Raw genomic sequence first — 23,756 nt, 5'->3', positions numbered from 1 at the left:
ACCGTCCGACTAGGCGCGGAGGCCGTTCAGGAGTATCTGCAACAACCGCTCGCCCGGGGCGTCCTGAGGTTGACTCTCGTCCTCCTCGGCCCGCGCCGGCCGCGCGTGCACCGGCACCGCCGCCGTCAACACGAGCACCACGTCCGACACCGTCACCCCAGGCCGCAGCTCGCCCGCCGCGGCCGCTCGGGCGACCAAGGCGGCCAACAGGTGCAGTAACTGCCGCGGATCCGAGTCCCAGACCGTCTCCGCGCCGCGCTGCACCGGCACCAGCGGTACGTCCGCCGCGTCCCGGAAGGTGGCCAGCTCGTCCGCGTACCGGAACGCGGAGGGCGGCAGCAGCCGTCCCGCGCCCGAACCGACCGCCCGGGACAGGTAGCCGGCCAGCGACTCCCACGGCCCGGCGCCGCCGTACAGCGACTCCTTGGCCTGGTCGGTCAGCCAGGCGACCTCCTCGGCGGCGATCCGCTGGACCAGGACCTCCTTGCTCGGGAAGCGCCGGTACACCGTGCCGACCCCGACCCCGGCGCGCCGGGCGACCTCCTCCATGGGGGCGCCGTAGCCGAGTTCGCCGAACACCTGCCGGGCGGCCCGCAGCACGCTCTCCAGGTTCCGCCGGGCGTCCACCCGCAGGCGGGCGGTACCGCCGGGCTCGTCCGCCGGGGCCACGGTCGGGGCGACCGCCCCGGGAGCGCCGTACGACTGGACCGGGCCGCGCTGTTCCGGCACCATGCCGTGGCCGGCCTGGACCGCGCCCTCACCCGCCGACGATGGCGCGGGCAGTCCCAGTAGTTGATCCTGATCCGTCATTCCAACCTCCCCCACGGGTGCCCGGCATCGGGCGCCCCAGTCCGGCCGTGGCAGCACCCCCAGGCGCGCCACTACGCCCGATCACACGGGCCTCCCCCGGTCGGGCGGCCGCTGTGGACCACCCTTCCCCGGTCGGCCGTGCCGCAGTCAGATACCACTCAGGCCGGACAATGGCCCGGCCCGACGCACAATCCGACCATAGTTCAAGGAAGTTCGCGGCAGAAGTGGACCGAAACCCCGCCCTCGCGGCAAAACCGACACTCCGACGGAGTAGTGGCGGGGGACGGCCGGCGAACTCACGGCCGAATCGAACCACCCGATCCGGTACGGCCTGTGGACAAGAAGCCGTCCGGCAGGGCGTCATGGAGGCGTGAACCAGCTCACAACGGAAGGAGGCGCCGCCATCAGGATCCTGATCGTCGGCGGCGGCTGTGCCGGAACCGCCACCGCACTCCGCCTCCAGCAGCTGCTCAAGGCCCAACTCCGGGACGGCCGGGTACAGATCACCCTGGTCGAACCGCAGCCCTACCTGACCTACCAGCCCCTGCTGGCCGAGGTCGCGGCCGGTTCGATCGATCCCCGGCACGTGGTCGTCCCGCTCCGCCGGGTGCTGCCGCACTGCCGGGTGCTGACCGCCCGGGTCACCGGCATCGAACACGCCGCCCGCCTGGTCCGGGTGGACGGCGCGAGCCGGGGCGAGCAGCCGGAGCCGGGCGAACTCCCGTACGACATCCTGGTGGTGGCGCCCGGCTCGGTCTCCCGGACCGCACCGGTGCCCGGCCTGGCCGAACACGGCCTCGGCTTCGCCACCGTCGGCGAGGCGGTCAGCCTCCGCAACCACGTGCTGGAACAGCTCGACCTGGCCTCCACCACCCGGGACCCGGAGCTCCGGCAGGCCGCGCTGACCTTCGTCTTCGTCGGCGCGGGGTACGCGGGCGTCGGCGCGCTGGCCGAACTCGAGGACATGGCCAGGTACGCCACCAAGGGCTACCACAACGTGACCGCCGAGGACCTGCGGTGGGTGCTGGTCGAGGCCACCGCGCGGATCCTCCCCGAGGAGCCGGCCGAACTCGCCGCGCACACCCTGGCCGAGCTCCGCGACCGCAGCATCGACGTCCGGCTCTCCACCACCCTGGAGTCCGCCACCGACCGGCGGATGTGCCTCTCCGACGGCAGCCGGTTCGCCGCCCGCACCCTGGTCTGGACGGCCGGCGTCCGTCCCGCGCCGCTGCTCCGCGCCACCGACCTGCCGCTCGACCGCACCGGCCGGGTCCGCTGCCTGCCCACGCTGCAGGCGGCCGGTCCGGACGGCGCCGCACTGCCGGACGTCTGGGCCGCCGGGGACTGCGCCGCGGTCCCCGACCCCGCCGGGGAGGCCGGGGCGTACTGCGCACCGAACGCCCAGCACGCCCTGGCTCAGGCCACCCTGCTGGCGGAGAACCTGGTCGCCGTACTCGGCGCCCGGGCGCCCGTCCCGTACCAGCCGGAGCGGCTGAGCTGCTCCACCTCGCTGGGCCTCCGCCGAGGCGTCGCCCACACCCGGCGCGGCCAGCTCACCGGCCGCCGGGCCTGGTGGCTGCACCGGGCCCGCCACCTGCGGCGGCTGCCCAGCACCGACCGGCGGATCAGGGTGCTGACCGGCTGGCTGCTGGGCGGACTGTTCAGCCGGGAGGTGGTCTCGCTCGGGACGGTGGAGCACCCGCGCTCCGAGTTCGAGGCCGGGTTCCGCCAGTGACCACGGCCCGACGACCGGGGGAGGACGCACCGCAATCGTCGTACGACTTTCGGAATCGAGGCCCGGCCTGACAGGATCACCCCGTCCGGGCCATCACACCGAGTGCTTTGCCAAGCACAAGATGTGATGATCCATCAGATGATCTTCGTCTTCCGCAAGCTTGCTGTCCCAAAGAAACGGCCGTCGTTTGAACCTCATGCGCTGGAGCGCGCGGCTCGCCGGAGCCTCGTGGCGCGCCGCCCCGTCCACCGCGCCCGGCGACCCGTTCACCGTCCCCGGCCCGCGCGAGCCGGGCCGGCCGGGACCGCTACTCGACCTGCGTGAGATCCACGAGCTGTACGACCTGCGCAACGTCCTCGGCCGGCTGCCCGCCCCCGTGGCGGTCACCTACGGGCCGCAGCACCAGCTCGGCTACGCCAACCGCGCGTACCGCGAACTCTTCGGCGAACGCACCAACGGACTGCCCGCTTCCGAGGCCCTCCCCGAGCTGGCCGCGATGGGTGTGCTCCCGCTGATGGACCAGGCCCTGCGCAGCGGACGGTCCCGGAGCGTCAAGTCCCGCTGCATCCTCGGCGTCGGCGGCAACCGCTACTACAACGTCTCCTGCGTCCCGCTCGGAAGCGAAGCCGACCCGGTCCCCGGGACGGAGCCCGGCCGCCCGATCGGTGTGCTGATCTTCGCCGCCGAGGTCACCGACCAGGTTCAGGCCGCCGCCCGGCTCCGCGAGTCCGAGGGCCGCCAGCGCGCCGCCGCCGTCACCCTCCAGCGCAGCCTGCTCCCGCAGAAGCTGGAACAGCCCGACGGCCTGACCGTCGCCGCCACCTACCAACCCGGCGGAGCCGAGGCCGCGGTCGGCGGCGACTGGTACGACGTCATCGGTCTCGGCGGCGGCCGGACCGCCCTGGTGATCGGGGATGTGATGGGCCGCGGCCTGCGCGCCGCCGCCGTCATGGGCCAGCTCCGCACGGCGGTCCGGGCGTACGCGCGCCTCGACCTGCCGCCGCACGAGGTGATGACCCTGCTCGACGGTCTGGCCATGGAGATCGATGCCAACCAGATCGCCACCTGCACCTACGCCGTCTGGGACCCGACCCCCAGCACCCTGGTGTACGCCTCGGCCGGCCACCTCCCCCTCCTGCTCCGCTGCCCCGACGGCACCGTCCTGCGCGGCGAGGAACAGAACGGCCCACCGCTCGGCACCGGTGACGGCACCCACCTCTCCCACACCCTCCGCCTGCTCCCCGGCACCACCGGCGTCCTCTACACGGACGGCCTGGTCGAACGCCGGGACGAGGACATCGACCAGGGCATCGACCAGCTCGCCCAGACCCTGTCCGGCGCCGTCGGCACGCCCGACGTGGTCTGCTCGCGCCTGTTGCGCGCCATGGGCGTCACCACCGAGCACGACGACGACGTCGCGGTGTTGACCTTCCAGCTGGCGGCCGATCCGGGCGGGGTTGACGTGGGTCCCGCAGAGGTCTAGAGTTCTTCGAGCTGCCTGACAGGGAGAAACGGACGCGCGCTCTGCACGGACGTTCCCGAGGTAGCCGATCCCCTGAAACACCACTTCTCCACTTTCCGTGGCTGGTTCGTGCCTCGTCGCGACCCAGTGCGAATTGGCGTGTGCGCATTTCGGGGATTGCAGCCGGATTCGCTTTGTGAAGCGGGGATCGGCTAAGGTTTGAAACGTCGGACAGGCCGTCAGGTCGGTTACGGCACAAGCTTCTTGAGGATCCGGAAGCGCGGAACGGCCGGCCAGGAAAACCTGGTAGAGTCGGAAGCGCCGAAAGGCCGAAGGAAAGAGCGAGTCGGAAACGCCGAACGGCGGACATGATAAGCTCGGAACACGAAAGAACGAACGAAGCGCCCGGAGGGTCCGCCTGATAAGCGGCTCGAAGGAAGTGTCCGTTCCTTGAGAACTCAACAGCGTGCCAAAAGTCAACGCCAGATATGTTGACATCCCCGGCCTCACTTTGTGGGGTTGGAGATTCCTTTATGAAGTAAAACACTAGCGAGGACGCAGTGCGCGGGGCCGCCTATTCCGGTGGTTGCCGTGCCGCTCAACGCGAGTGGCTCGCGAGATTACTCGCAGACATTCACGGAGAGTTTGATCCTGGCTCAGGACGAACGCTGGCGGCGTGCTTAACACATGCAAGTCGAACGATGAAGCTCTTCGGAGTGGATTAGTGGCGAACGGGTGAGTAACACGTGGGAAATCTGCCCTGCACTCTGGGACAAGCCTTGGAAACGAGGTCTAATACCGGATATGACCTTCCTCTGCATGGGGGTTGGTGGAAAGCTCCGGCGGTGCAGGATGATCCCGCGGCCTATCAGCTTGTTGGTGGGGTAATGGCCTACCAAGGCGACGACGGGTAGCCGGCCTGAGAGGGCGACCGGCCACACTGGGACTGAGACACGGCCCAGACTCCTACGGGAGGCAGCAGTGGGGAATATTGCACAATGGGCGAAAGCCTGATGCAGCGACGCCGCGTGAGGGATGACGGCCTTCGGGTTGTAAACCTCTTTCAGCAGGGAAGAAGCGCAAGTGACGGTACCTGCAGAAGAAGCACCGGCTAACTACGTGCCAGCAGCCGCGGTAATACGTAGGGTGCGAGCGTTGTCCGGAATTATTGGGCGTAAAGAGCTCGTAGGCGGCTTGTCGCGTCGGTTGTGAAAGCCCGGGGCTTAACCCCGGGTCTGCATTCGATACGGGCAGGCTTGAGTGTGGTAGGGGAGATCGGAATTCCTGGTGTAGCGGTGAAATGCGCAGATATCAGGAGGAACACCGGTGGCGAAGGCGGATCTCTGGGCCATTACTGACGCTGAGGAGCGAAAGCGTGGGGAGCGAACAGGATTAGATACCCTGGTAGTCCACGCCGTAAACGTTGGGAACTAGGTGTTGGCGACATTCCACGTCGTCGGTGCCGCAGCTAACGCATTAAGTTCCCCGCCTGGGGAGTACGGCCGCAAGGCTAAAACTCAAAGGAATTGACGGGGGCCCGCACAAGCAGCGGAGCATGTGGCTTAATTCGACGCAACGCGAAGAACCTTACCAAGGCTTGACATATACCGGAAACGGCTAGAGATAGTCGCCCCCTTGTGGTCGGTATACAGGTGGTGCATGGTTGTCGTCAGCTCGTGTCGTGAGATGTTGGGTTAAGTCCCGCAACGAGCGCAACCCTTGTTCTGTGTTGCCAGCATGCCTTTCGGGGTGATGGGGACTCACAGGAGACTGCCGGGGTCAACTCGGAGGAAGGTGGGGACGACGTCAAATCATCATGCCCCTTATGTCTTGGGCTGCACACGTGCTACAATGGTCGGTACAAAGGGCTGCGATGCCGCGAGGCGGAGCGAATCCCAAAAAGCCGGCCTCAGTTCGGATTGGGGTCTGCAACTCGACCCCATGAAGTTGGAGTTGCTAGTAATCGCAGATCAGCATGCTGCGGTGAATACGTTCCCGGGCCTTGTACACACCGCCCGTCACGTCACGAAAGTCGGTAACACCCGAAGCCGGTGGCCTAACCCGTAAGGGGAGGAGCCGTCGAAGGTGGGACCAGCGATTGGGACGAAGTCGTAACAAGGTAGCCGTACCGGAAGGTGCGGCTGGATCACCTCCTTTCTAAGGAGCACATAGCCAGACCGAGACGAATGCTCTCGGTTGGTTGCTCATGGGTGGAACGTTGACTATTCGGCACACACGGTCTGTTGGCCTCACAAGTACTGCTTCGGCGTGGAAAGTGGGTCGGTAAGGGCGGGTGTGTCGGGCACGTTGTTGGGTCCTGAGGGAACGGCCGTGAGGCTGTTGCTTCAGTGCCGGTCCTACTTGAGGACATCCTGTCAGGGGTGCCGAGGGTGGGTGTCTGGTCGTTGTTTGAGAACTGCACAGTGGACGCGAGCATCTGTGGCCAAGTTTTTAAGGGCGCACGGTGGATGCCTTGGCACTAGGAACCGATGAAGGACGTGGGAGGCCACGATAGTCCCCGGGGAGCCGTCAACCAGGCTTTGATCCGGGGGTTTCCGAATGGGGAAACCCGGCAGTCGTCATGGGCTGTCACCCGCACCTGAACACATAGGGTGTGTGGAGGGAACGAGGGGAAGTGAAACATCTCAGTACCCTCAGGAAGAGAAAACAACCGTGATTCCGGGAGTAGTGGCGAGCGAAACCGGATGAGGCTAAACCGTTTTGGTGTGAGACCCGGCAGGGGTTGCCAGAGCGGGGTCGTGGGAAAGTTCTTGATTGGTCTGCCGGCCGGTCGGTGAGTCAGAAACCGTATGGATAGTCGAAGGACATGCGAAAGGTCCGGCGTAGAGGGTAAGACCCCCGTAGACGAAATCTGTGCGGCTCACTTGAGCTTCTCCCAAGTAGCACGGAGCCCGAGAAATTCCGTGTGAATCTGGCGGGACCACCCGCTAAGCCTAAATATTCCCTAGTGACCGATAGCGGATAGTACCGTGAGGGAATGGTGAAAAGTACCGCGGGAGCGGAGTGAAATAGTACCTGAAACCGTGTGCCTACAAGCCGTGGGAGCGTCGGACATGCAGCTTGCTGTGTGTCTCGTGACTGCGTGCCTTTTGAAGAATGAGCCTGCGAGTTTGCGGTGTGTAGCGAGGTTAACCCGTGTGGGGTAGCCGTAGCGAAAGCGAGTCCGAATAGGGCGGTACAGTTGCATGCCCAAGACCCGAAGCGGAGTGATCTAGCCATGGGCAGGTTGAAGCGGAGGTAAGACTTCGTGGAGGACCGAACCCACCAGGGTTGAAAACCTGGGGGATGACCTGTGGTTAGGGGTGAAAGGCCAATCAAACTCCGTGATAGCTGGTTCTCCCCGAAATGCATTTAGGTGCAGCGTCACGTGTTTCTTGCCGGAGGTAGAGCACTGGATAGGCGATGGGCCTCACCGGGTTACTGACCTTAGCCAAACTCCGAATGCCGGTAAGTGAGAGCGTGGCAGTGAGACTGTGGGGGATAAGCTCCATGGTCGAGAGGGAAACAGCCCAGAACACCGACTAAGGTCCCTAAGCGTGTGCTAAGTGGGAAAGGATGTGGAGTCGCAGAGACAACCAGGAGGTTGGCTTAGAAGCAGCCACCCTTGAAAGAGTGCGTAATAGCTCACTGGTCAAGTGATTCCGCGCCGACAATGTAGCGGGGCTCAAGTACACCACCGAAGTCGTGTCATTGCAGCAATACCCCCAACGGGGGCTGTGATGGGTAGGGGAGCGTCGTGTGCCGGGTGAAGCAGCGGAGGAATCCAGTTGTGGACGGTTCACGAGTGAGAATGCAGGCATGAGTAGCGATACAAGAGTGGGAAACTCTTGCGCCGATTGACCAAGGGTTCCTGGGTCAAGCTGATCTGCCCAGGGTAAGTCGGGACCTAAGGCGAGGCCGACAGGCGTAGTCGATGGACAACGGGTTGATATTCCCGTACCCGCTTTGAAGCGCCAACGTCGAACCTCTGAATGCTAAGCCCGTGAAGCCGGCCCGGAGTCTTCGGACAAAGGGACGTGGTGGAGCCGGTGACCCAACAGGGTAGTAGGTGAGCGATGGGGTGACGCAGGAAGGTAGTCCAGCCCGGGCGGTGGTTGTCCCGGGGTAAGGGTGTAGGCCGAGTGATAGGCAAATCCGTCACTCATTAAGGCTGAGACCTGATGCCGAGCCGATTGTGGTGAAGTGGATGATCCTATGCTGTCGAGAAAAGCCTCTAGCGAGTTTCATGGCGGCCCGTACCCCAAACCGACTCAGGTGGTCAGGTAGAGAATACCGAGGCGTTCGGGTGAACTATGGTTAAGGAACTCGGCAAAATGCCCCCGTAACTTCGGGAGAAGGGGGGCCGGAACTGGTGATGAGTCTTGCACTCTGAGCTGGGGCCGGCCGCAGAGACCAGCGAGAAGCGACTGTTTACTAAAAACACAGGTCCGTGCGAAGCCGTAAGGCGATGTATACGGACTGACGCCTGCCCGGTGCTGGAACGTTAAGGGGACCGGTTAGTCAATCTTCGGGTTGGCGAAGCTGAGAACTTAAGCGCCAGTAAACGGCGGTGGTAACTATAACCATCCTAAGGTAGCGAAATTCCTTGTCGGGTAAGTTCCGACCTGCACGAATGGCGTAACGACTTCTCGACTGTCTCAACCATAGGCCCGGTGAAATTGCATTACGAGTAAAGATGCTCGTTTCGCGCAGCAGGACGGAAAGACCCCGGGACCTTTACTATAGCTTGATATTGGTGTTCGGTTCGGCTTGTGTAGGATAGGTGGGAGACTTTGAAGCGGCAACGCCAGTTGTCGTGGAGTCGTCGTTGAAATACCACTCTGGTCGTGCTGGATGTCTAACCTGGGTCCGTGATCCGGATCAGGGACAGTGTCTGGTGGGTAGTTTAACTGGGGCGGTTGCCTCCTAAAGAGTAACGGAGGCGCCCAAAGGTTCCCTCAGCCTGGTTGGCAATCAGGTGTTGAGTGTAAGTGCACAAGGGAGCTTGACTGTGAGACCGACGGGTCGAGCAGGGACGAAAGTCGGGACTAGTGATCCGGCGGTGGCTTGTGGAAGCGCCGTCGCTCAACGGATAAAAGGTACCCCGGGGATAACAGGCTGATCTTCCCCAAGAGTCCATATCGACGGGATGGTTTGGCACCTCGATGTCGGCTCGTCGCATCCTGGGGCTGGAGTAGGTCCCAAGGGTTGGGCTGTTCGCCCATTAAAGCGGTACGCGAGCTGGGTTTAGAACGTCGTGAGACAGTTCGGTCCCTATCCGCTGTGCGCGTAGGAATATTGAGAAGGGCTGTCCCTAGTACGAGAGGACCGGGACGGACGAACCTCTGGTGTGCCAGTTGTTCTGCCAAGGGCATGGCTGGTTGGCTACGTTCGGGAGGGATAACCGCTGAAAGCATCTAAGCGGGAAGCCTGCTTCGAGATGAATATTCCCACCTCCTTGAGAGGGTAAGGCTCCCAGTAGACGACTGGGTTGATAGGCCGGATGTGGAAGCCCTGTAAGGGGTGGAGCTGACCGGTACTAATAGGCCGAGGGCTTGTCCTCAGTTGCTCGCGTCCACTGTGTTGTTCTGAAACAACGACCCCCTGCCATGGTCACGGTGGGGTGCGGTTGACAGTTTCATAGTGTTTCGGTGGTCATAGCGTGAGGGAAACGCCCGGTTACATTCCGAACCCGGAAGCTAAGCCTCGTAGCGCCGATGGTACTGCAGGGGGGACCCTGTGGGAGAGTAGGACGCCGCCGAACAATCATTCACAGAAAGCCCCCCGGCTGATAGCCGGGGGGCTTTCTGCATTTCCCGGACGTCCCGACACCCGACGCCGCGTATGGTCGGCACCATGGAGACGACGAACCCGAGTCAGGACGGTATCCGCAGCACCGAGACCCTCAGCACGGAGGATCTCGCGGCGGTCAGGGCGGTGCTCGCGGCGGCGAGTGCGGTGGACGGTCGCGAAGCGGTGTCCGAGGCCGGGCGGCTGCGGCTGCGGGCGGACAGTGTCCGGCCGGGGGTGACCCATCTGGTGCAGCGTCGGGAGGCAGTCCCGGCCGGGTATGCGCAACTGGAGGCGGCGGAGGGACGGACCACGGTGGAGCTGACGGTCCACCCGGACCATCGGCGGCGCGGGCTCGGGCGGCAGTTGCTGGACGCGACGCTGGCGGAGGCGGACGCGGGCACCGTGGACTTCTGGGCGCACGGCGGCCACCCGGGAGCGGCGAGGCTCGCCGCTGAGTACGGGGCCGAGCTGGTCCGGGAGCTGCGGCAGATGCGCAGGCCGGCCGAGCCGGTGCCGGCCGAGCCGGAGCTCCCGGCGGGGGTGACGGTGCGGACCTTCCGTCCGGGCCAGGACCAAGCGGCCTGGCTGCGGCTGAACGCGCTGGCCTTCGCCCACCACCCCGAGCAGGGCAGCTGGACGGAGCAGGACCTGGCCGAGCGGCTGGCCGAGCCGTGGTTCGACCCGGCGGGGCTGTTCCTGGCCTGGCGGGACGAGGTCCTGGTCGGCTTCCACTGGACCAAGGTGCATCCGGACGGTCTGGGTGAGGTGTACGTGGTGGCGGTGGATCCGGCGGAGCAGGGCAGTGGGCTGGGCCGGGCACTGACCGCCACCGGACTGCGGCACCTGGCGGAGGACCGAAAGGTGCCGGCCGTACTCCTCTATGTGGACGCTGACAATCCGGCCGCGGTGCGGGTATATGAACGACTGGGGTTCACCGTGCACGAGGTGGACCTGATGTACCGCATCGACACGGCGGCTGGGCGATGACCGGTCCCCGGACACGGGGTGACGGACTCAGCTTTCCTCCTGGCCATGCGGTGTTTACCGTGGATTAAGTTGTCGCGGCAAAGATCACAGGATGACGTCAGCAGTACCAAGCTCCCGGTCGGCCGGGAACCCGGAGTACGTCCTGCTGGAGGAGCTGGAGCCCATGAGCATCCCCCGTCCCGCCCCCGTCCCGGCGAGCTCGAAGTCCCCGGGTCCCGCAACCACCCTGCCGCCGTCGCTGGCGCTGGCCGAGGCCGATCTGGAGGTCGACGGCCAGGAGCTGGAGGAGCTGCCGCAGGGCCGGTTCCTGGATCGTGAGCGCAGCTGGCTTGCGTTCAACGAGCGGGTGCTGGAGCTGGCTGAGGACCCGCAGATCCCCCTGTTGGAGCGGGCCAAGTTCCTGGCGATCTTCGCCAGCAACCTGGACGAGTTCTTCATGGTCAGGGTCGCCGGTCTGAAGCGCCGGATCGCCACGGGGGTGGCCCAGCGGTCGGCGTCCGGGCTGCAGCCGCGCGAGGTGCTGGACCAGATATGGAACCGGGCCCGTGAGTTGATGGCCCGCCATGCCGCGACCTTCCAGCACGAGGTGCTGACGGACCTGGCGGCGGAGGGCATCGAGCTGGTCCGCTGGGCCGAGCTGGCGGAGAAGGAGCAGGCCAGGCTGCACTCGCTGTTCCGGCAGAAGATCTTCCCGGTGCTGACCCCGCTGGCGGTCGACCCGGCGCACCCGTTCCCGTACATATCGGGGCTGAGCCTGAACCTGGCCGTGGTGGTGCGCAACCCGGTCTCCGGCCACAAGCACTTCGCGCGGGTGAAGGTCCCGCAGTCGCTGTCGCGGTTCCTGGAGGCGAGCCCGCAGCGGTACGTCCCGCTGGAGGACGTGATGGGGGCGCACCTGGAGGAGCTCTTCCCGGGGATGGAGGTGTTGGACCACCACGCGTTCCGGGTGACCAGGAACGAGGACCTGGAGGTCGAGGAGGACGACACCGAGAACATCCTCAAGGCGCTGGAGAAGGAGCTGATGCGGCGTCGGTTCGGCCCGCCGGTGCGGCTGGAGGTGGAGGAGTCGATCGACCCCTACATCCTCGACCTGCTGGTGCGGGAGCTGAACATCACCGACGCCGAGGTCTTCCCGCTGCCGGGGCCGCTGGACCTGACCGGTCTGTTCGGCATCGCCGACCTGGACCGGCCCGAGCTGCGGTACCCGAAGTTCGTGGCGGGGACGGCCCGTGGGCTGATCGAGGTGGAGTCGGCCACCCAGCCGGACATCTTCGCCGCGATGCGGGAGCGGGACGTGCTGCTGCACCACCCGTACGACAGCTTCTCGACCTCGGTGCTGGCGTTCCTGGAGCAGGCGGCGAACGACCCGGACGTGCTGGCGATCAAGCAGACGCTGTACCGCACCTCGGGTGACTCGCCGATCGTGGACGCGCTGATCGACGCGGCCGAGTCCGGCAAGCAGGTGCTGGTGCTGGTCGAGATCAAGGCGCGCTTCGACGAGCAGGCCAACATCAAGTGGGCCCGCAAGCTGGAGGAGGCGGGCTGCCACGTGGTGTACGGGCTGGTCGGCCTGAAGACGCACTGCAAGCTCTCGCTGGTGGTCCGCGAGGAGGGCGACACGCTGCGGCGGTACGCCCACGTGGGGACGGGCAACTACCACCCGAAGACCGCCAGGGTGTACGAGGACCTGGGGCTGCTGACGGCGGACCCGCAGGTCGGTGCGGACCTGTCGGACCTGTTCAACCGGCTCTCCGGCTACTCGCGCCGGGAGTCCTACCGTCGGCTGCTGACCGCGCCGCGCGGGCTGCGGGACGGGCTGGTGGCGCGGATCCAGCAGGAGATCGCGCACCACAGGGCGGGGCGTCCGGCGTTCGTGAAGCTCAAGGTCAACTCGATCGTGGACGAGACCGTGATCGACGCGCTGTACCGGGCCTCGCAGGCCGGCGTGCCGGTGGACGTCTGGGTGCGCGGAATCTGCGCGATTCGGCCCGGCGTGGCGGGGTTGAGCGAGAACGTCAGGGTGCGCAGCATCCTGGGCCGGTTCCTGGAGCACTCGCGGATCTTCGTGTTCGGCAACGGCGGCGAGCCTGAGGTGTGGTTCGGCAGCGCGGACATGATGCACCGCAACCTGGACCGCCGGATCGAGGCGCTGGTGAGGGTGACGGATCCGGGGGCCAGGGCCGAGCTGTCCGGGCTGATCGACCTCGGCATGTCGGACGCGACCGAGTCCTGGCACCTGGGGTCGGACGGCCGCTGGACCAGACACTCGCAGGACGCCGAAGGCCGACAGCTGCGGCACGTGCAGGACCTGCTGATCGACTCGAGGCAGCGCCGCCGCAAGCTCCCGTAGCAGGAGCTGAGAGACAGTCACCATCCCCGGGGCATCCGCCACCACAGCGGGGACAGCCCTCGGGGGGACGAGGAACCATGACCGAGCTGCCGACGACGGAGTGCACCGACCATCCGGCCCCGGCCGAGGAGGTGCTGGCGGAGTACCTGCACGCCCGGGCGGGCGCCTTCCTGCGGGCGCTGCCCCTGGCGGTGGGGGAGGCCGGGTCCAGGACCGGGTCGCTGCCGAGCGGTGGGGGGAGCCAGGCCGTCGCCGGTGGGACCGGGGAGCTGCTGCGCTGTGTGCGGCGGATCGGCGGGGCGCTGCACACCTTCGCGCCGGTCTTCGAGCCGGTCTGGGCGGAGGAGACCAGGACGGAGCTGCGCTGGCTGTCGGGACTGCTGGCGCAGGAGCCGGGGTACGTCCGGCGGTCGGCCCGGCTGCTGGCGGCGGTGGACTCGCTGAGCGAGACCGATCCGGGCCGCGCCGGGATGCTGGCCGGTCACGCCGGTGCGCCGAAGGCGAGGGCCCTGATGGAGCGCCAGCTGACGCTGGCGAGGACCAGGGCGCACACCACGCTGCTGCAGGAGCTGCGGTCGGCCCGGCTGCACGCGCTGGCTGACCGGATGACGTTGTTGGCCGGCGAGGTGCCGATGCTGCCGGAGGCGGCCGGTGCACTGCGGCCGCAGGTGGCGACGGCGCTGGGGCTGCTGGCTGAGGGTGCGGCGGCGCTGCCGCCCGTGCGGACGCCGTACGGGGGTGAGGGGCTGCACCGGCTGGGGGCGGTGCCGGTCCAGTCCGCCACGCGGGTGGACGCGGACCTGGTGCTGGCGGCGGACGACGCGCCGTGGCACCGGGTGCGAATCCTGGTGAAGCGGGCCAGGTACGCGCTGGAGGTGTGCGGGGCGTCGCTGGCGGAGCTGGACGGGATCGACCGGGTGCTGGACCGGCACCAGGAGGCGGCGGACGCGGCGGTGACTGTCTCCTCGGCGGCGCGAACGCCGCGGATCACCCCGGCGACGGCGTACGTGCTCGGCGTGGTGCATGCTGATCAGCGGCTGGAGGTGGAGGCGGCGCGCTACGCCTTCGGCCACCAGTGGCCGACTCTCCAGCATCACGGATGGCACGCATGGGCAAGCTGCTGACCACACCGGTCCGGGGGACGCGAGGGCGGCCGGCCGGGCGCGGGCAGACGGTGCTGGCGGCCGGGGCGGTGCTCTGGGTGCCGGGGCCGCCGAAGAAGGACGGGGTGGGCCGGAAGAAGCCGCGGATCGCGCTGATCCACCGGCCGAAGTACGACGACTGGTCGCTGCCGAAGGGGAAGCTCGAGCCCGGGGAGGGCTGGCGGTCGGCCGCGCTGCGGGAGGTCCTGGAGGAGACCGGGCTGCGCTGCGTGCTGGGTGTGGAGCTGCCCGCCCAGCACTACCTGGCCCAGGGGCGGCCGAAGGAGGTCAGGTACTGGGCGGCGGTGCCGACCGGTGGCTCGTTCACGCCCAACCGGGAGGTGGACCGTTTGAAGTGGCTGGCACCGCGGAAGGCGAAAGCCCGGCTGACCCATGAGCGGGACCGGGAGCTGGTGGACGCGCTGCTGGCCGCTCTGGCTGACGGAGCGTCATGAGAGACCTGCCCGCGCCCTGCCCGTGACGCAACCGTTACTACCGATCGGTGTTTCCCGCCATCCGCTACAGGTTCACTCTCCGTTCATTTGCGTCCGCCTGACGCGTCACCTACCCGGCCTAACTTCGGTAGCACCGGAGGGCCGCACGGACCCCGGACCACAGCAGAACCCGTACCGCCGTCCCGTGCCGGGACGTGACAGAGGTCGGGTGGTGCCACAGAAAGGGAACCCCTGTGAAGCTCCAGCGGAACGGCCGCTCCAAGGCCCTCGCGATCGGTGCCATGGCGCTCGTTGGCTCGCTGTCGCTCGCGGCCTGCGGCTCGGACGACAACGCCGACCCGAAGACGTCCGGCTCCGGCGCCCCCTCGGCCGCCGCCATCGCCTGTGGCAAGGCCGGCCAGCTGCTCGGCGCCGGTTCCACCGCGCAGCAGAGCGCGATCGACGTGTGGAAGGTCGCCTACGGCAACGCCTGCGCCGGTTCGACGATCACCTACTCCGGTGGCGGCTCCGGTGCCGGTATCCAGCAGTTCAACCAGGGCAAGGTCACCTTCGCGGGCTCCGACTCGGCGCTGAAGCCGGCCGAGGCCGACGCGTCCAAGGAGGTCTGCAAGACCGGCCAGGGCATCAACCTGCCGATGGTGGCCGGCCTGATCGCGATCGTCTACAACGTGGACGGCGTGGACAACCTGGTCCTGGACGGTCCGACCACGGCGAAGATCTTCGACTCGCAGATCACCAAGTGGAACGACCCGGCGATCGTCGCGCTGAACCCGGGCGCCAAGCTGCCCGACGCCGACATCCAGACGGTCCACCGCTCGGACGACTCCGGCACCACGGAGAACCTGACCAAGTACCTGGAGAAGACCTCGGGCGGCGCCTGGGCGTACAAGCCCGCCAAGGCATGGGCGGGCAAGGGCGGCCAGTCGGCGGCCCAGAACGCCGGTGTCTCGGCCCAGGTGAAGCAGGTCAAGAACTCGATCAGCTACGCCGAGCTGGCCTACGCCCAGACCAACAACCTCAAGTCGGCCGCGATCGCGACCGGCGCCGCCAAGCCGGTCGAGGCCACCGCCGCCAACGCCGCGAACACCTTCGCCAAGGCGAAGATCGCGGGCACCGGCAGCGACCTGGCGCTGAGCCTGGACTACGCGACCAAGGAGGAGGGTTCCTACCCGCTCGTCCTGGTCACGTACGAGATCGTCTGCGACAAGGGCAACAAGGCCGAGACCCTCGAGACCCTGAAGTCCTTCCTGACCTACACCATCAGCGACGCGGGCCAGCAGGCCATCTCCGCCAAGGGTTACGTGCCGCTCCCCAAGGAGCTCAGCGACAAGGTCAAGGCCGCGGTCACCGCGCTCGCCTGACCTGACCGACCACCGGCCGGGCGGCCCTCGAAGAGGGGGGCGGGGCTGCCCGGCCGGCACAGTTGAGCACCACACGTCCGGGGCACCGCCGCCATGGTGCCGCCCTCCGCGGGGCAGCACCACCAGACCGGAGTAGAGACCATGACGACATCACCCCCTGCCGCCGTCGGCAGCAGGGCCCGCCGGGGCCGATCGGACAGCCGGCGCGGCGACAGCATCTTCTTCAACCTCTCCCGTGGTTCGGGCATCCTGCTGCTGGTCATCATGGCCGCGATCGCCGGGTTCCTGACGTACCGTTCGTTCCTCGCGCTCGGTCACAACGAGGGCAACTTCTTCACCACCTTCGAGTGGCTGCCGGACGCGCCCAAGCCGGTCTTCGGCATCGCGGTGCTGGTCTTCGGCACCGTCGCCAGCGCGCTCATCGCGATGGTCATCGCGGTGCCGGTGGCGATCGGGGTGGCGCTGTTCATCTCGCACTACGCGCCGAGGAAGATCGCCCAGCCGTTCGCCTACCTGGTGGACCTGCTGGCGGCCGTGCCGTCCATCGTCTACGGCCTGTGGGGCGCGCTCTTCCTGGTGCCGCACATGAGCGGCCTGACCAGCTGGCTGGACACGTACCTGGGCTGGACGTACCTCTTCGACTCCACCAAGACCGGTGCCGCCCCGCGGTCGCTGTTCACGGTCGGGATCGTGCTGGCGATCATGATCCTGCCGATCATCACCGCCGTCTCCCGCGAGGTCTTCAAGCAGACGCCGCGGATGCACGAGGAGGCGGCGCTCGCCCTGGGGGCGACCCGCTGGGAGATGATCCGCACCGCGGTGCTGCCGTTCGGCCGCCCGGGCGTGATCTCGGCCTCGATGCTCGGCCTCGGCCGGGCGCTCGGTGAGACCATCGCCGTCGCCACCGTGCTCTCCTCCAGCTCGCTGCTCTCGCTGCACCTGATGGACCCGGGTGGCGGCACCTTCGCGCAGAACATCGCCCTGCGCTTCGGTGAGGCCGGTGAGAACGGCCGGAACGCGCTGATGGCCTCCGGCCTCGTCCTGTTCGTGATCACCCTGCTGGTGAACGGTGCCGCGCGGATGATCATCGCGCGCCGCAAGGAATACTCGGGGGCCAACTGATGTCCACCACCGTTACCGACTCGGTGGCCGTCGCGCCCCAGCTGCGCCGCGGTCTGACCACCGACCGGCTGCCGAACTGGGCCCCCGCCGGGATCGCCGCGGTCTCGATCGCGATCGGTGTCGCGATCGGCCTGGGCGCCGGCCTGACGAGCAGGATCCAGTGGGGTCTGCTCGCCGGTCTGGCCTTCGTCGGCCTCACCTACGTCCTCTCGGCCAAGGTCGAGGGCCGTCGGCAGGCCAAGGACCGGCTCGCCACCTCGGTGGTCTGGCTGGCCTTCGTGCTGGCGGTCATCCCGCTGGTCGCGCTGATCTTCTACACCGTCCAGCAGGGCGCCGGTGTGGTGAACGGCTACTTCCTCAACCACTCCATGAAGGGCGTGATCAGCACCGAGGCGGGTGGTGGTGTCTATCACGCGCTGATCGGCACCCTGGAGCAGGTCGGTCTGGCCACCCTGCTGGCCGCCCCGGTCGGTCTGCTGACCGCCGTCTACCTGGTCGAGTACGGCCGGGGCCGACTGGCCAAGGCGGTCACCTTCTTCGTCGACGTCATGACGGGTGTCCCGTCGATCGTCGCCGGTCTGTTCATCCTCTCGCTGTGGATCCTGCTCTTCGACTTCGAGTACTCCGGCTTCGCGGGCAGCCTCGCGCTGGCGATCCTGATGATGCCGGTGGTGGTCCGCTCCACCGAGGAGATGCTCAAGCTCGTGCCGAACGAGCTGCGCGAAGCCTCGTACGCCCTGGGCGTGCCGAAGTGGAAGACCATCCTGCGGATCGTCCTGCCGACCGCGATCGGCGGTATCACCACCGGTGTGATGCTGGCGGTCGCCCGCATCACCGGTGAGACCGCGCCTGTGATGATGCTGGTCTTCGGGACCGAGATCATCAACTCGAACCCGTTCGAGGGTCCGCAGCAGTCGTTGCCGCTCTACATCTGGCAGCAGTACCAGAGCAACAACGACTTCGGGTACGCCCGGGCCTGGGGCGCCGCACTGGTGCTGATCGCCTTCGTGATGGCGCTCAACCTGGTCGCCAGGGCCATCGCCCGCTGGCGCTCGCCCAAGTCCGGTCACTGACACTCCGACTGACGCCCGAGAAGACACGAGAGAAGAACGATCATGGCCAAGCGCATCGACGTCAGCGGACTGTCCGCCTTCTACGGCACCACCAAGGCCATCGAGGACATCTCGATGACCGTCGAGCCCCGCTCGGTGACGGCCTTCATCGGCCCGTCCGGCTGCGGCAAGTCCACCTTCCTGCGCACCCTGAACCGGATGCACGAGGTGATCCCCGGCGCCCGGGTCGAGGGCAAGGTGCTGCTCGACGACGAGAACCTGTACGCCTCCGCGGTCGACCCGGTGGCCGTCCGCCGTACCGTCGGCATGGTCTTCCAGCGGCCGAACCCGTTCCCCACCATGTCGATCTACGACAACGTGGCGGCCGGGCTCAAGCTGGCCGGCGTGAAGAAGAAGTCCGTGCTGGACGGCGTGGTGGAGAAGTCGCTGCAGGGCGCCAACCTCTGGAACGAGGTCAAGGACCGCCTGAACAAGCCCGGCGCCGGTCTGTCGGGTGGTCAGCAGCAGCGGCTCTGCATCGCCCGTGCGATCGCGGTCGAGCCGCAGGTGCTGCTGATGGACGAGCCCTGCTCGGCCCTCGACCCGATCTCCACCCTCGCCATCGAGGATCTGATCGGCGAGCTGAAGTCGCAGTTCACCATCGTGATCGTGACTCACAACATGCAGCAGGCGGCCCGGGTCTCCGACCGCACCGCCTTCTTCAACCTGGCCGGGGTCGGCCAGCCGGGCAAGCTCGTCGAGCTCGACGACACCCAGCGGATCTTCTCCAACCCCTCGGTCCAGGCCACCGAGGACTACATCTCCGGCCGCTTCGGCTAGACCAAGGACTGCTCCGCGGCGCTGCATGGCGGTGCCGCCGCGGAGCCGGAAAAAGGGCCCGCCCCCGTGATGTGGGGGCGGGCCCTTGCCGTGTGTCGGGGCCGGTCAGCCGAAGACCAGGTGGATGGCCCAGTACATCAGCGCCGCGACGATCGCGGCGGCCGGCATGGTGATGAACCAGCCGAGCACGATGTTCTTGGCCACGCCCCAGCGCACCGCGCGGATCCGCTTGGTGGCACCCACGCCCATGATCGCCGAAGTGATCACGTGGGTGGTGGAGATCGGCGCCTTGAAGACGAACGACGTGATGTACATGATCGTCGCGGCGGTGGTCTCAGCCGCGAAACCCTGCGGCGGGTCCAGCTCGATGATCTTGCGGCCGAGGGTCCGCATGATCCGCCAGCCACCGGCGTAGGTGCCCAGCGAGAGCGCCGTGGCGCAGGAGATCTTCACCCAGACCGGGATGTCGCTGCCGCTCTGGTGTCCCGAGATGGTGAGCGCCATCACCACGATGCCCATCGTCTTCTGGGCGTCCTGCAGACCGTGCGCGAGCGCCATCGCGGCGGCCGAAGCCGTCTGCGCGACCCGGAAGTTGCGCTTGGCCCGGTGCGGGTTGGCCCGCCGGAAGATCCACAGGATGGCCAGCATCACCAGGAAGCCGGCCACCAGGCCGATGACCGGCGAGACGAACATCGGGATGACGATCTTGTCGAGCACGCCGGACCAGATCACCTCGGTGCCACCGGCCAGGGCCGCGCCCACCATTCCGCCGAACAGGGCGTGCGAGGAGGAGGACGGCAGACCGAAGTACCAGGTGGTCAGGTTCCAGGCGATCGCGCCGACCAGGGCGGCGAACAGGATGCCCATGCCCTGGTTGCCGGTCGGGGTCTCGATGATCCCCTTGGAGACGGTCTTCGCCACGCCGCTGCCGAGGAAGGCACCGGCCAGGTTCATCACCGCGGCCATCGCCAGGGCCACCTTGGGGGTGAGCGCCCGGGTGGAGACCGAGGTGGCGATGGCGTTCGCCGAGTCGTGGAAGCCGTTGGTGTACGTGAAGAAGAACGCCACCCCGAGGACGGCGATGAGTGCTGCCGTATCCACGCTGGTCAGGACTCCTTGACGGCGATGGTCTCCACCGTGTTGGCCACGTGCTCGAACGCGTCGGCCGCCTCTTCGAGGACGTCCACGACCTGCTTGAGCTTCAGCACCTCGATCGCCTCGTACTGACCGCTGAACAGGTGGGCGAGCAGCTTGCGGTGGATCTGGTCCGCCTGGTTCTCCAGCCGGTTGATCTCGATCCAGTACTCCGTCAGCTTCGTCATGGTGCGCAGCTTCGGCATCGCCTCGGCGGTCAGCTCGGCGGCCCGGGCGAGCACCTCGATCTGCTGCTCGACACCCTTCGGCAGGGTCTGGATGTCGTAGAGGACGACCAGGTCGACCGCCTCCTCCATGAAGTCCATGATGTCGTCCAGCGAGGACGCGAGGCTGTAGATGTCCTCGCGGTCGAAGGGCGTGATGAAGGAGGAGTTGAGCTGGTGGAACACCGCATGGGTGGTGTCGTCGCCGGCGTGCTCGGCGGCGCGCATGCGCTCGACGATCTCCGCGCGGGCCGACACGTCTGAACCCAGCAGTTCCAGCAGGAGCTTCGATCCCACGACCAGGTTCTCCGCGGCTGCGGCGAACATGTCGTAGAAGCTCGTCTCCTTCGGGGTCAGGCTAAAACGCACGGAAATCTCCGATGTGCGGGGTAGGGACTGAACGATGCTAGGCGCAAGGCGTCAGAAGTACGCAAACGGGGTGACGTTCGAGGAGCCGGAGCGTCCGGTTCCGCACTTCGGCCCGCAGCGGTTCGGTCGGGTCCGCACACCGGCGTGCGGACGTGAGCCATCAGTCTGACGGAACACCGCCCCGATTGCGCCCCTGCTGCGCTCGGAGATCGGTCGCGCCGCTCGTACGGAGGAACAGACCGGAGGTCCGTGGTGTTGGACACTTGAGCCCTACGGACAGGTGAGCACCGAGACATAGGCGGACGGGATGACCAGCGTCGGGACACAGGATGCCGAGCACCAGCAGGAGACCGGGCACGGGCCGCACGGGTACAGCTCGCAGAAGGCGGAGCACCTCAAGCGGCTGCGCCGGATCGAGGGTCAGGTGCGCGGCCTGCAGCGGATGGTCGACGAGGACGTCTACTGCATCGACATCCTGACCCAGGTCTCGGCCAACACCAAGGCGCTGCAGGCCTTCGCGCTCTCGCTGCTCGAGGAGCACCTGCGGCACTGCGTGGCGGCCGCCGCCGAGGCGGGCGAGGGGGAGCTGGACGCCAAGGTGGCCGAGGCCACCGCCGCCATCTCCCGCCTGCTGCGGACCTGAGAGTCAGTCAGCCGACTCCTCGTCACCCGCCAGCAGCACCTCGTCGATCCGCTCGGGGGCGAGCCGCTCGCACTCGCTGTCGGAGGCGGCGATCATCAGCTCACCGGTCAGCTCGATCTCGTCCAGGGCGGTCTGGTCGTGACCGCCGCCACGGGGCCCCGAGGACGCCATCACCCGTTCCACCCCCATGGACCCGTCCGACCGGTGGCGTGCCGCCCCCGACTCCAGCGTAGGGAGCCCGGGCACACGACCGCATGGCACGGACGGGCCATCTCTGCCCACCATCCGGGCGGTTACTTCGGTGGCGCGGACGGCTTCATCGAGTAGATCTCGTCCGGCGTGGGCTCCGCCGCCTGCACCGGCTTGCCGAAGTCGGACAGCGACAGCACCGAGACCACCCGCACCTGGTCCTTCGGCAGCTTCGAACCAGCCACCCCCGAGAACCCGAAGGTCTGCACCACCTTACGCAGCCGGCCCTGCCCGTCCAGCCAGGCCTCGTACGGGATCTCCTTCACCGTGAACGTCTGGGCGGCCATCCGCAGACCGTCCCCGCCGCGCCCACCGGTGGCCTCGGCGGCCTTGGCCAGGTCGAGCAGGCCCTTGTAGTGCTTGAGCTCCACCCCGCCGGCCGACTCGGTGCCGACCAGCTCGGCCTGCTGCGCCCCCCGCAGCGCCCCCGCCGCACTGGCCGGATCGGTCGCACCGCTGCTGACCAGGTTGCCGTCCGGGAGCTGACGGATGTCGAGCTTCACCCACTTGCCCTCGGGGATCTTCGCCCCGCTGTTCTGCAGGTAGACCGTGCCGGGCAGCACCACCTCGACGATCTTCCCGGTGGTGGCGGCGCCCGGCGGGACGGTGATCTCCAGCCGGCCGACCCGCTTCACGTAGTCGTAGCCGCCGGCGCCGTGGAACACCGCCTTCTTGTCGGCGGACTCGGTGGTCAGCTCGGTGACCGCCTGGGCGGAGCCGGTACGTCCGGTGATGTCGGCCGAGCTGCGGACGGCGGTCAGCGGATCGGCCGAGAGCTGGTCGGCGGAGCCACCGGCCGGGTGGCCCGAGCCGCCTCCGCAGGCGGTCAGGGCGGCGGCGAGCACCGCCGTGGCGGTAGCGGTACGAGCGGACTTCTTCACGACAGCGACAACCCCCTCGGGCCGGGGCCCGGCAAGCAGCCACCCCGGATGGGCAGAGCTCTTGCGTGGCAAACGAGTTGGCGGTTCGGGGGTTACGGGTGGACCGGCGCGCAGTGTTCATTTCGCGCCGGTCGGGGGAGCGGCTACCGTGGCAGGGTGTCCAGCGAGCATGAGGTGGCGGTCGTCGAACGCGGCTCCTTCGCCATCGCCCACTGCACCTGCGGCTGGTCCGCCCCGGCCCGCCGGTCCCGCGACCTCTCCCGCCGCGACGCGGAGGCACACGGGTCGGAGGACGGCGGACCGGAGACCCCGGACGCCGGGAACAGGGCCTAGACCCCGGGGCACCTCACGCGGCGAGGTCACGCTCGGCGTGGTTGCGGCTGCGGCGGCGGGGCTGAGGGGCGATCAGGAGCGGGCGCAGCGCGGTCCGTCCGAGCGCGTGGCAGAGCGGGACCAGCACGGCCATCGCGAGCGGGGCCAGCAGCAGCACCACGGCGGCGGCGAGCGCGTACCCGCCGAGCACGTCGGTCGGGTAGTGGACCCCGACGTACAGCCGGGCGAAGCCCTGGAACAGTGCGAGCACACCGGCGACCAGGCCCAGCCTGCGGTTGACCAGGAACAGGGCGATCGCGATGCCCATCGACATCGCCGAGTGGTCGCTGACGAAGGAGAGGGTGCCCTCCTTGCCCGCCACCAGGACGTCGAGGTCGGGGTGGTCGACGAACGGCCGGGGCCGATTCACCAGCGCGGAGATCGGCAGGTTGGCCAGCTCGCAGAGGGCGACGGCGAGCGGTGCCCAGAGCAGGCCCGCGATGGCGACCGGGGCGTCGGGGCGGCGGCGGGCCTGAAGCCAGGCGACCACGCCGATCATGGCCAGGCCGAGCAGGATGCCGTACTCGCCCAGCCAGGCGACGGCGCCGTCGATCCAATTAGGGGCGGATCTGGCCAGACCGTTCACCGCGCGCAGCAGCTCCAGGTCGGGCCCGGTCGTGTCGCCGAGCAGCGTCGACACGCCACACCTCCGTTGGGATCCGATTGTTCGCCACCGGACACAACGTCAGAACCGGGGTGCCGGGTTCCGGGGCCCGGGCGGAGTTATGAAAAATTGACTGACTGTCCACTTCACGGCCACAGACCTCTGAACCTG

General features: G+C 67.6%; 17 protein-coding genes, 3 rRNA genes and 1 pseudogene. 15 read left to right on the top strand and 6 right to left on the bottom strand.

The window, feature by feature from the left end; translation table 11 throughout:
• Positions 1–9: 9 nt before the first annotated feature.
• Positions 10–810 (bottom strand): TetR/AcrR family transcriptional regulator, encoded by an 801-nt coding sequence (locus tag ACKUU6_RS14880; protein WP_407989012.1) that lies wholly within the window; start codon positions 808–810, stop codon positions 10–12.
• A gap of 370 nt (positions 811–1,180) precedes the next feature.
• Between ACKUU6_RS14880 and ACKUU6_RS14875 the strand changes: the two genes are divergently transcribed.
• From ACKUU6_RS14875 to pstB, 13 genes and pseudogenes are all read left to right on the top strand, one after another.
• The gene (locus tag ACKUU6_RS14875) at positions 1,181–2,545 is read left to right on the top strand and encodes an NAD(P)/FAD-dependent oxidoreductase (protein WP_407989011.1); all 1,365 of its coding nucleotides are present in this window, start codon (positions 1,181–1,183) and stop codon (positions 2,543–2,545) included.
• Positions 2,546–2,732: 187 nt separating this feature from the next.
• Positions 2,733–3,998: pseudogene (locus ACKUU6_RS14870) on the top strand (PP2C family protein-serine/threonine phosphatase); the annotation flags it as partial.
• A gap of 642 nt (positions 3,999–4,640) precedes the next feature.
• A 16S ribosomal RNA gene (locus ACKUU6_RS14865) occupies positions 4,641–6,164 on the top strand.
• 284 nt (positions 6,165–6,448) lie between these two features.
• Positions 6,449–9,570, top strand: a 23S ribosomal RNA gene (locus tag ACKUU6_RS14860).
• Between the two features lie 84 nt (positions 9,571–9,654).
• A 5S ribosomal RNA gene (rrf, locus tag ACKUU6_RS14855) occupies positions 9,655–9,771 on the top strand.
• Together the 16S, 23S and 5S rRNA genes form the textbook arrangement of a ribosomal RNA operon.
• A 92-nt stretch (positions 9,772–9,863) precedes the next feature.
• Positions 9,864–10,787 (top strand): mycothiol synthase, encoded by a 924-nt coding sequence (gene mshD, locus ACKUU6_RS14850; RefSeq protein ID WP_407989010.1) that lies wholly within the window; start codon positions 9,864–9,866, stop codon positions 10,785–10,787.
• A gap of 163 nt (positions 10,788–10,950) precedes the next feature.
• Positions 10,951–13,137, top strand: coding sequence for an RNA degradosome polyphosphate kinase (locus tag ACKUU6_RS14845; RefSeq protein WP_407992131.1), 2,187 nt, complete (start codon positions 10,951–10,953; stop codon positions 13,135–13,137).
• A 77-nt stretch (positions 13,138–13,214) separates the two neighbouring features.
• Positions 13,215–14,261, top strand: coding sequence for a CHAD domain-containing protein (locus ACKUU6_RS14840; protein WP_407989009.1), 1,047 nt, complete (start codon positions 13,215–13,217; stop codon positions 14,259–14,261).
• Entirely contained in the window at positions 14,246–14,734 is a 489-nt protein-coding gene (locus ACKUU6_RS14835; RefSeq protein ID WP_407989008.1) for an NUDIX hydrolase, read from the top strand. Before ACKUU6_RS14840 ends, ACKUU6_RS14835 begins: the two co-directional genes overlap by 16 nt.
• A gap of 233 nt (positions 14,735–14,967) precedes the next feature.
• The gene (pstS, locus tag ACKUU6_RS14830) at positions 14,968–16,095 is read left to right on the top strand and encodes a phosphate ABC transporter substrate-binding protein PstS (protein WP_407989007.1); all 1,128 of its coding nucleotides are present in this window, start codon (positions 14,968–14,970) and stop codon (positions 16,093–16,095) included.
• Positions 16,096–16,236: 141 nt separating this feature from the next.
• Positions 16,237–17,217 (top strand): phosphate ABC transporter permease subunit PstC, encoded by a 981-nt coding sequence (gene pstC / locus ACKUU6_RS14825; RefSeq protein ID WP_407989006.1) that lies wholly within the window; start codon positions 16,237–16,239, stop codon positions 17,215–17,217.
• Positions 17,217–18,290, top strand: a complete 1,074-nt coding sequence (gene pstA / locus ACKUU6_RS14820; RefSeq protein WP_407989005.1) for a phosphate ABC transporter permease PstA — start codon at positions 17,217–17,219, stop codon at positions 18,288–18,290. The genes pstC and pstA overlap by 1 nt, the downstream gene beginning before the upstream one ends.
• A 42-nt stretch (positions 18,291–18,332) precedes the next feature.
• Entirely contained in the window at positions 18,333–19,109 is a 777-nt protein-coding gene (gene pstB / locus ACKUU6_RS14815; RefSeq protein ID WP_407989003.1) for a phosphate ABC transporter ATP-binding protein PstB, read from the top strand.
• A 105-nt stretch (positions 19,110–19,214) separates the two neighbouring features.
• Here the strand turns inward: pstB and ACKUU6_RS14810 are convergent, their stop codons facing one another.
• Together ACKUU6_RS14810 and ACKUU6_RS14805 are read right to left on the bottom strand one after the other, a co-directional pair.
• Entirely contained in the window at positions 19,215–20,210 is a 996-nt protein-coding gene (locus ACKUU6_RS14810) for an inorganic phosphate transporter (protein WP_407989002.1), read from the bottom strand.
• 5 nt (positions 20,211–20,215) lie between these two features.
• Positions 20,216–20,836, bottom strand: coding sequence for a DUF47 domain-containing protein (locus tag ACKUU6_RS14805; protein ID WP_057227898.1), 621 nt, complete (start codon positions 20,834–20,836; stop codon positions 20,216–20,218).
• 307 nt (positions 20,837–21,143) lie between these two features.
• Here ACKUU6_RS14805 and ACKUU6_RS14800 point away from each other — a divergent pair, with 307 nt between their 5' ends.
• Positions 21,144–21,479 (top strand): metal-sensitive transcriptional regulator, encoded by a 336-nt coding sequence (locus ACKUU6_RS14800; protein WP_407989001.1) that lies wholly within the window; start codon positions 21,144–21,146, stop codon positions 21,477–21,479.
• A 3-nt stretch (positions 21,480–21,482) separates the two neighbouring features.
• On the opposite strand, the gene ACKUU6_RS14795 is transcribed toward ACKUU6_RS14800, so the two are convergent.
• Together ACKUU6_RS14795 and ACKUU6_RS14790 are read right to left on the bottom strand one after the other, a co-directional pair.
• Entirely contained in the window at positions 21,483–21,668 is a 186-nt protein-coding gene (locus ACKUU6_RS14795) for a hypothetical protein (protein WP_407989000.1), read from the bottom strand.
• A gap of 104 nt (positions 21,669–21,772) precedes the next feature.
• Positions 21,773–22,609 (bottom strand): hypothetical protein, encoded by an 837-nt coding sequence (locus ACKUU6_RS14790; RefSeq protein WP_407988999.1) that lies wholly within the window; start codon positions 22,607–22,609, stop codon positions 21,773–21,775.
• A gap of 156 nt (positions 22,610–22,765) precedes the next feature.
• On the opposite strand from ACKUU6_RS14790, the gene ACKUU6_RS14785 reads away from it, so the two are divergent.
• Positions 22,766–22,942, top strand: coding sequence for a hypothetical protein (locus tag ACKUU6_RS14785; RefSeq protein ID WP_407988998.1), 177 nt, complete (start codon positions 22,766–22,768; stop codon positions 22,940–22,942).
• A 13-nt stretch (positions 22,943–22,955) separates the two neighbouring features.
• On the opposite strand, the gene ACKUU6_RS14780 is transcribed toward ACKUU6_RS14785, so the two are convergent.
• The gene (locus ACKUU6_RS14780; protein WP_407988996.1) at positions 22,956–23,621 is read right to left on the bottom strand and encodes a phosphatase PAP2 family protein; all 666 of its coding nucleotides are present in this window, start codon (positions 23,619–23,621) and stop codon (positions 22,956–22,958) included.
• Between the last annotated feature and the right edge of the window lie 135 nt (positions 23,622–23,756).

It is taken from the genome of Kitasatospora sp. CMC57, from assembly GCF_045866025.2.
Taxonomy (GTDB): domain Bacteria; phylum Actinomycetota; class Actinomycetes; order Streptomycetales; family Streptomycetaceae; genus Kitasatospora.
Note: the sequence above shows the minus strand (reverse complement) of the source record. Positions and strands in the feature narration are given on the sequence as shown.

Coding starts and splice junctions, on each gene's coding strand:
- ACKUU6_RS14880 (WP_407989012.1), bottom strand. CDS start 810: ATGACGGATCAGGATCAACTACTGGGACTGCCCGCGCCATCGTCGGCG.
- mshD (WP_407989010.1), top strand. CDS start 9,864: ATGGAGACGACGAACCCGAGTCAGGACGGTATCCGCAGCACCGAGACC.
- ACKUU6_RS14845 (WP_407992131.1), top strand. CDS start 10,951: ATGAGCATCCCCCGTCCCGCCCCCGTCCCGGCGAGCTCGAAGTCCCCG.
- ACKUU6_RS14840 (WP_407989009.1), top strand. CDS start 13,215: ATGACCGAGCTGCCGACGACGGAGTGCACCGACCATCCGGCCCCGGCC.
- ACKUU6_RS14835 (WP_407989008.1), top strand. CDS start 14,246: ATGGGCAAGCTGCTGACCACACCGGTCCGGGGGACGCGAGGGCGGCCG.
- pstC (WP_407989006.1), top strand. CDS start 16,237: ATGACGACATCACCCCCTGCCGCCGTCGGCAGCAGGGCCCGCCGGGGC.
- pstA (WP_407989005.1), top strand. CDS start 17,217: ATGTCCACCACCGTTACCGACTCGGTGGCCGTCGCGCCCCAGCTGCGC.
- pstB (WP_407989003.1), top strand. CDS start 18,333: ATGGCCAAGCGCATCGACGTCAGCGGACTGTCCGCCTTCTACGGCACC.
- ACKUU6_RS14800 (WP_407989001.1), top strand. CDS start 21,144: ATGACCAGCGTCGGGACACAGGATGCCGAGCACCAGCAGGAGACCGGG.
- ACKUU6_RS14795 (WP_407989000.1), bottom strand. CDS start 21,668: ATGGGGGTGGAACGGGTGATGGCGTCCTCGGGGCCCCGTGGCGGCGGT.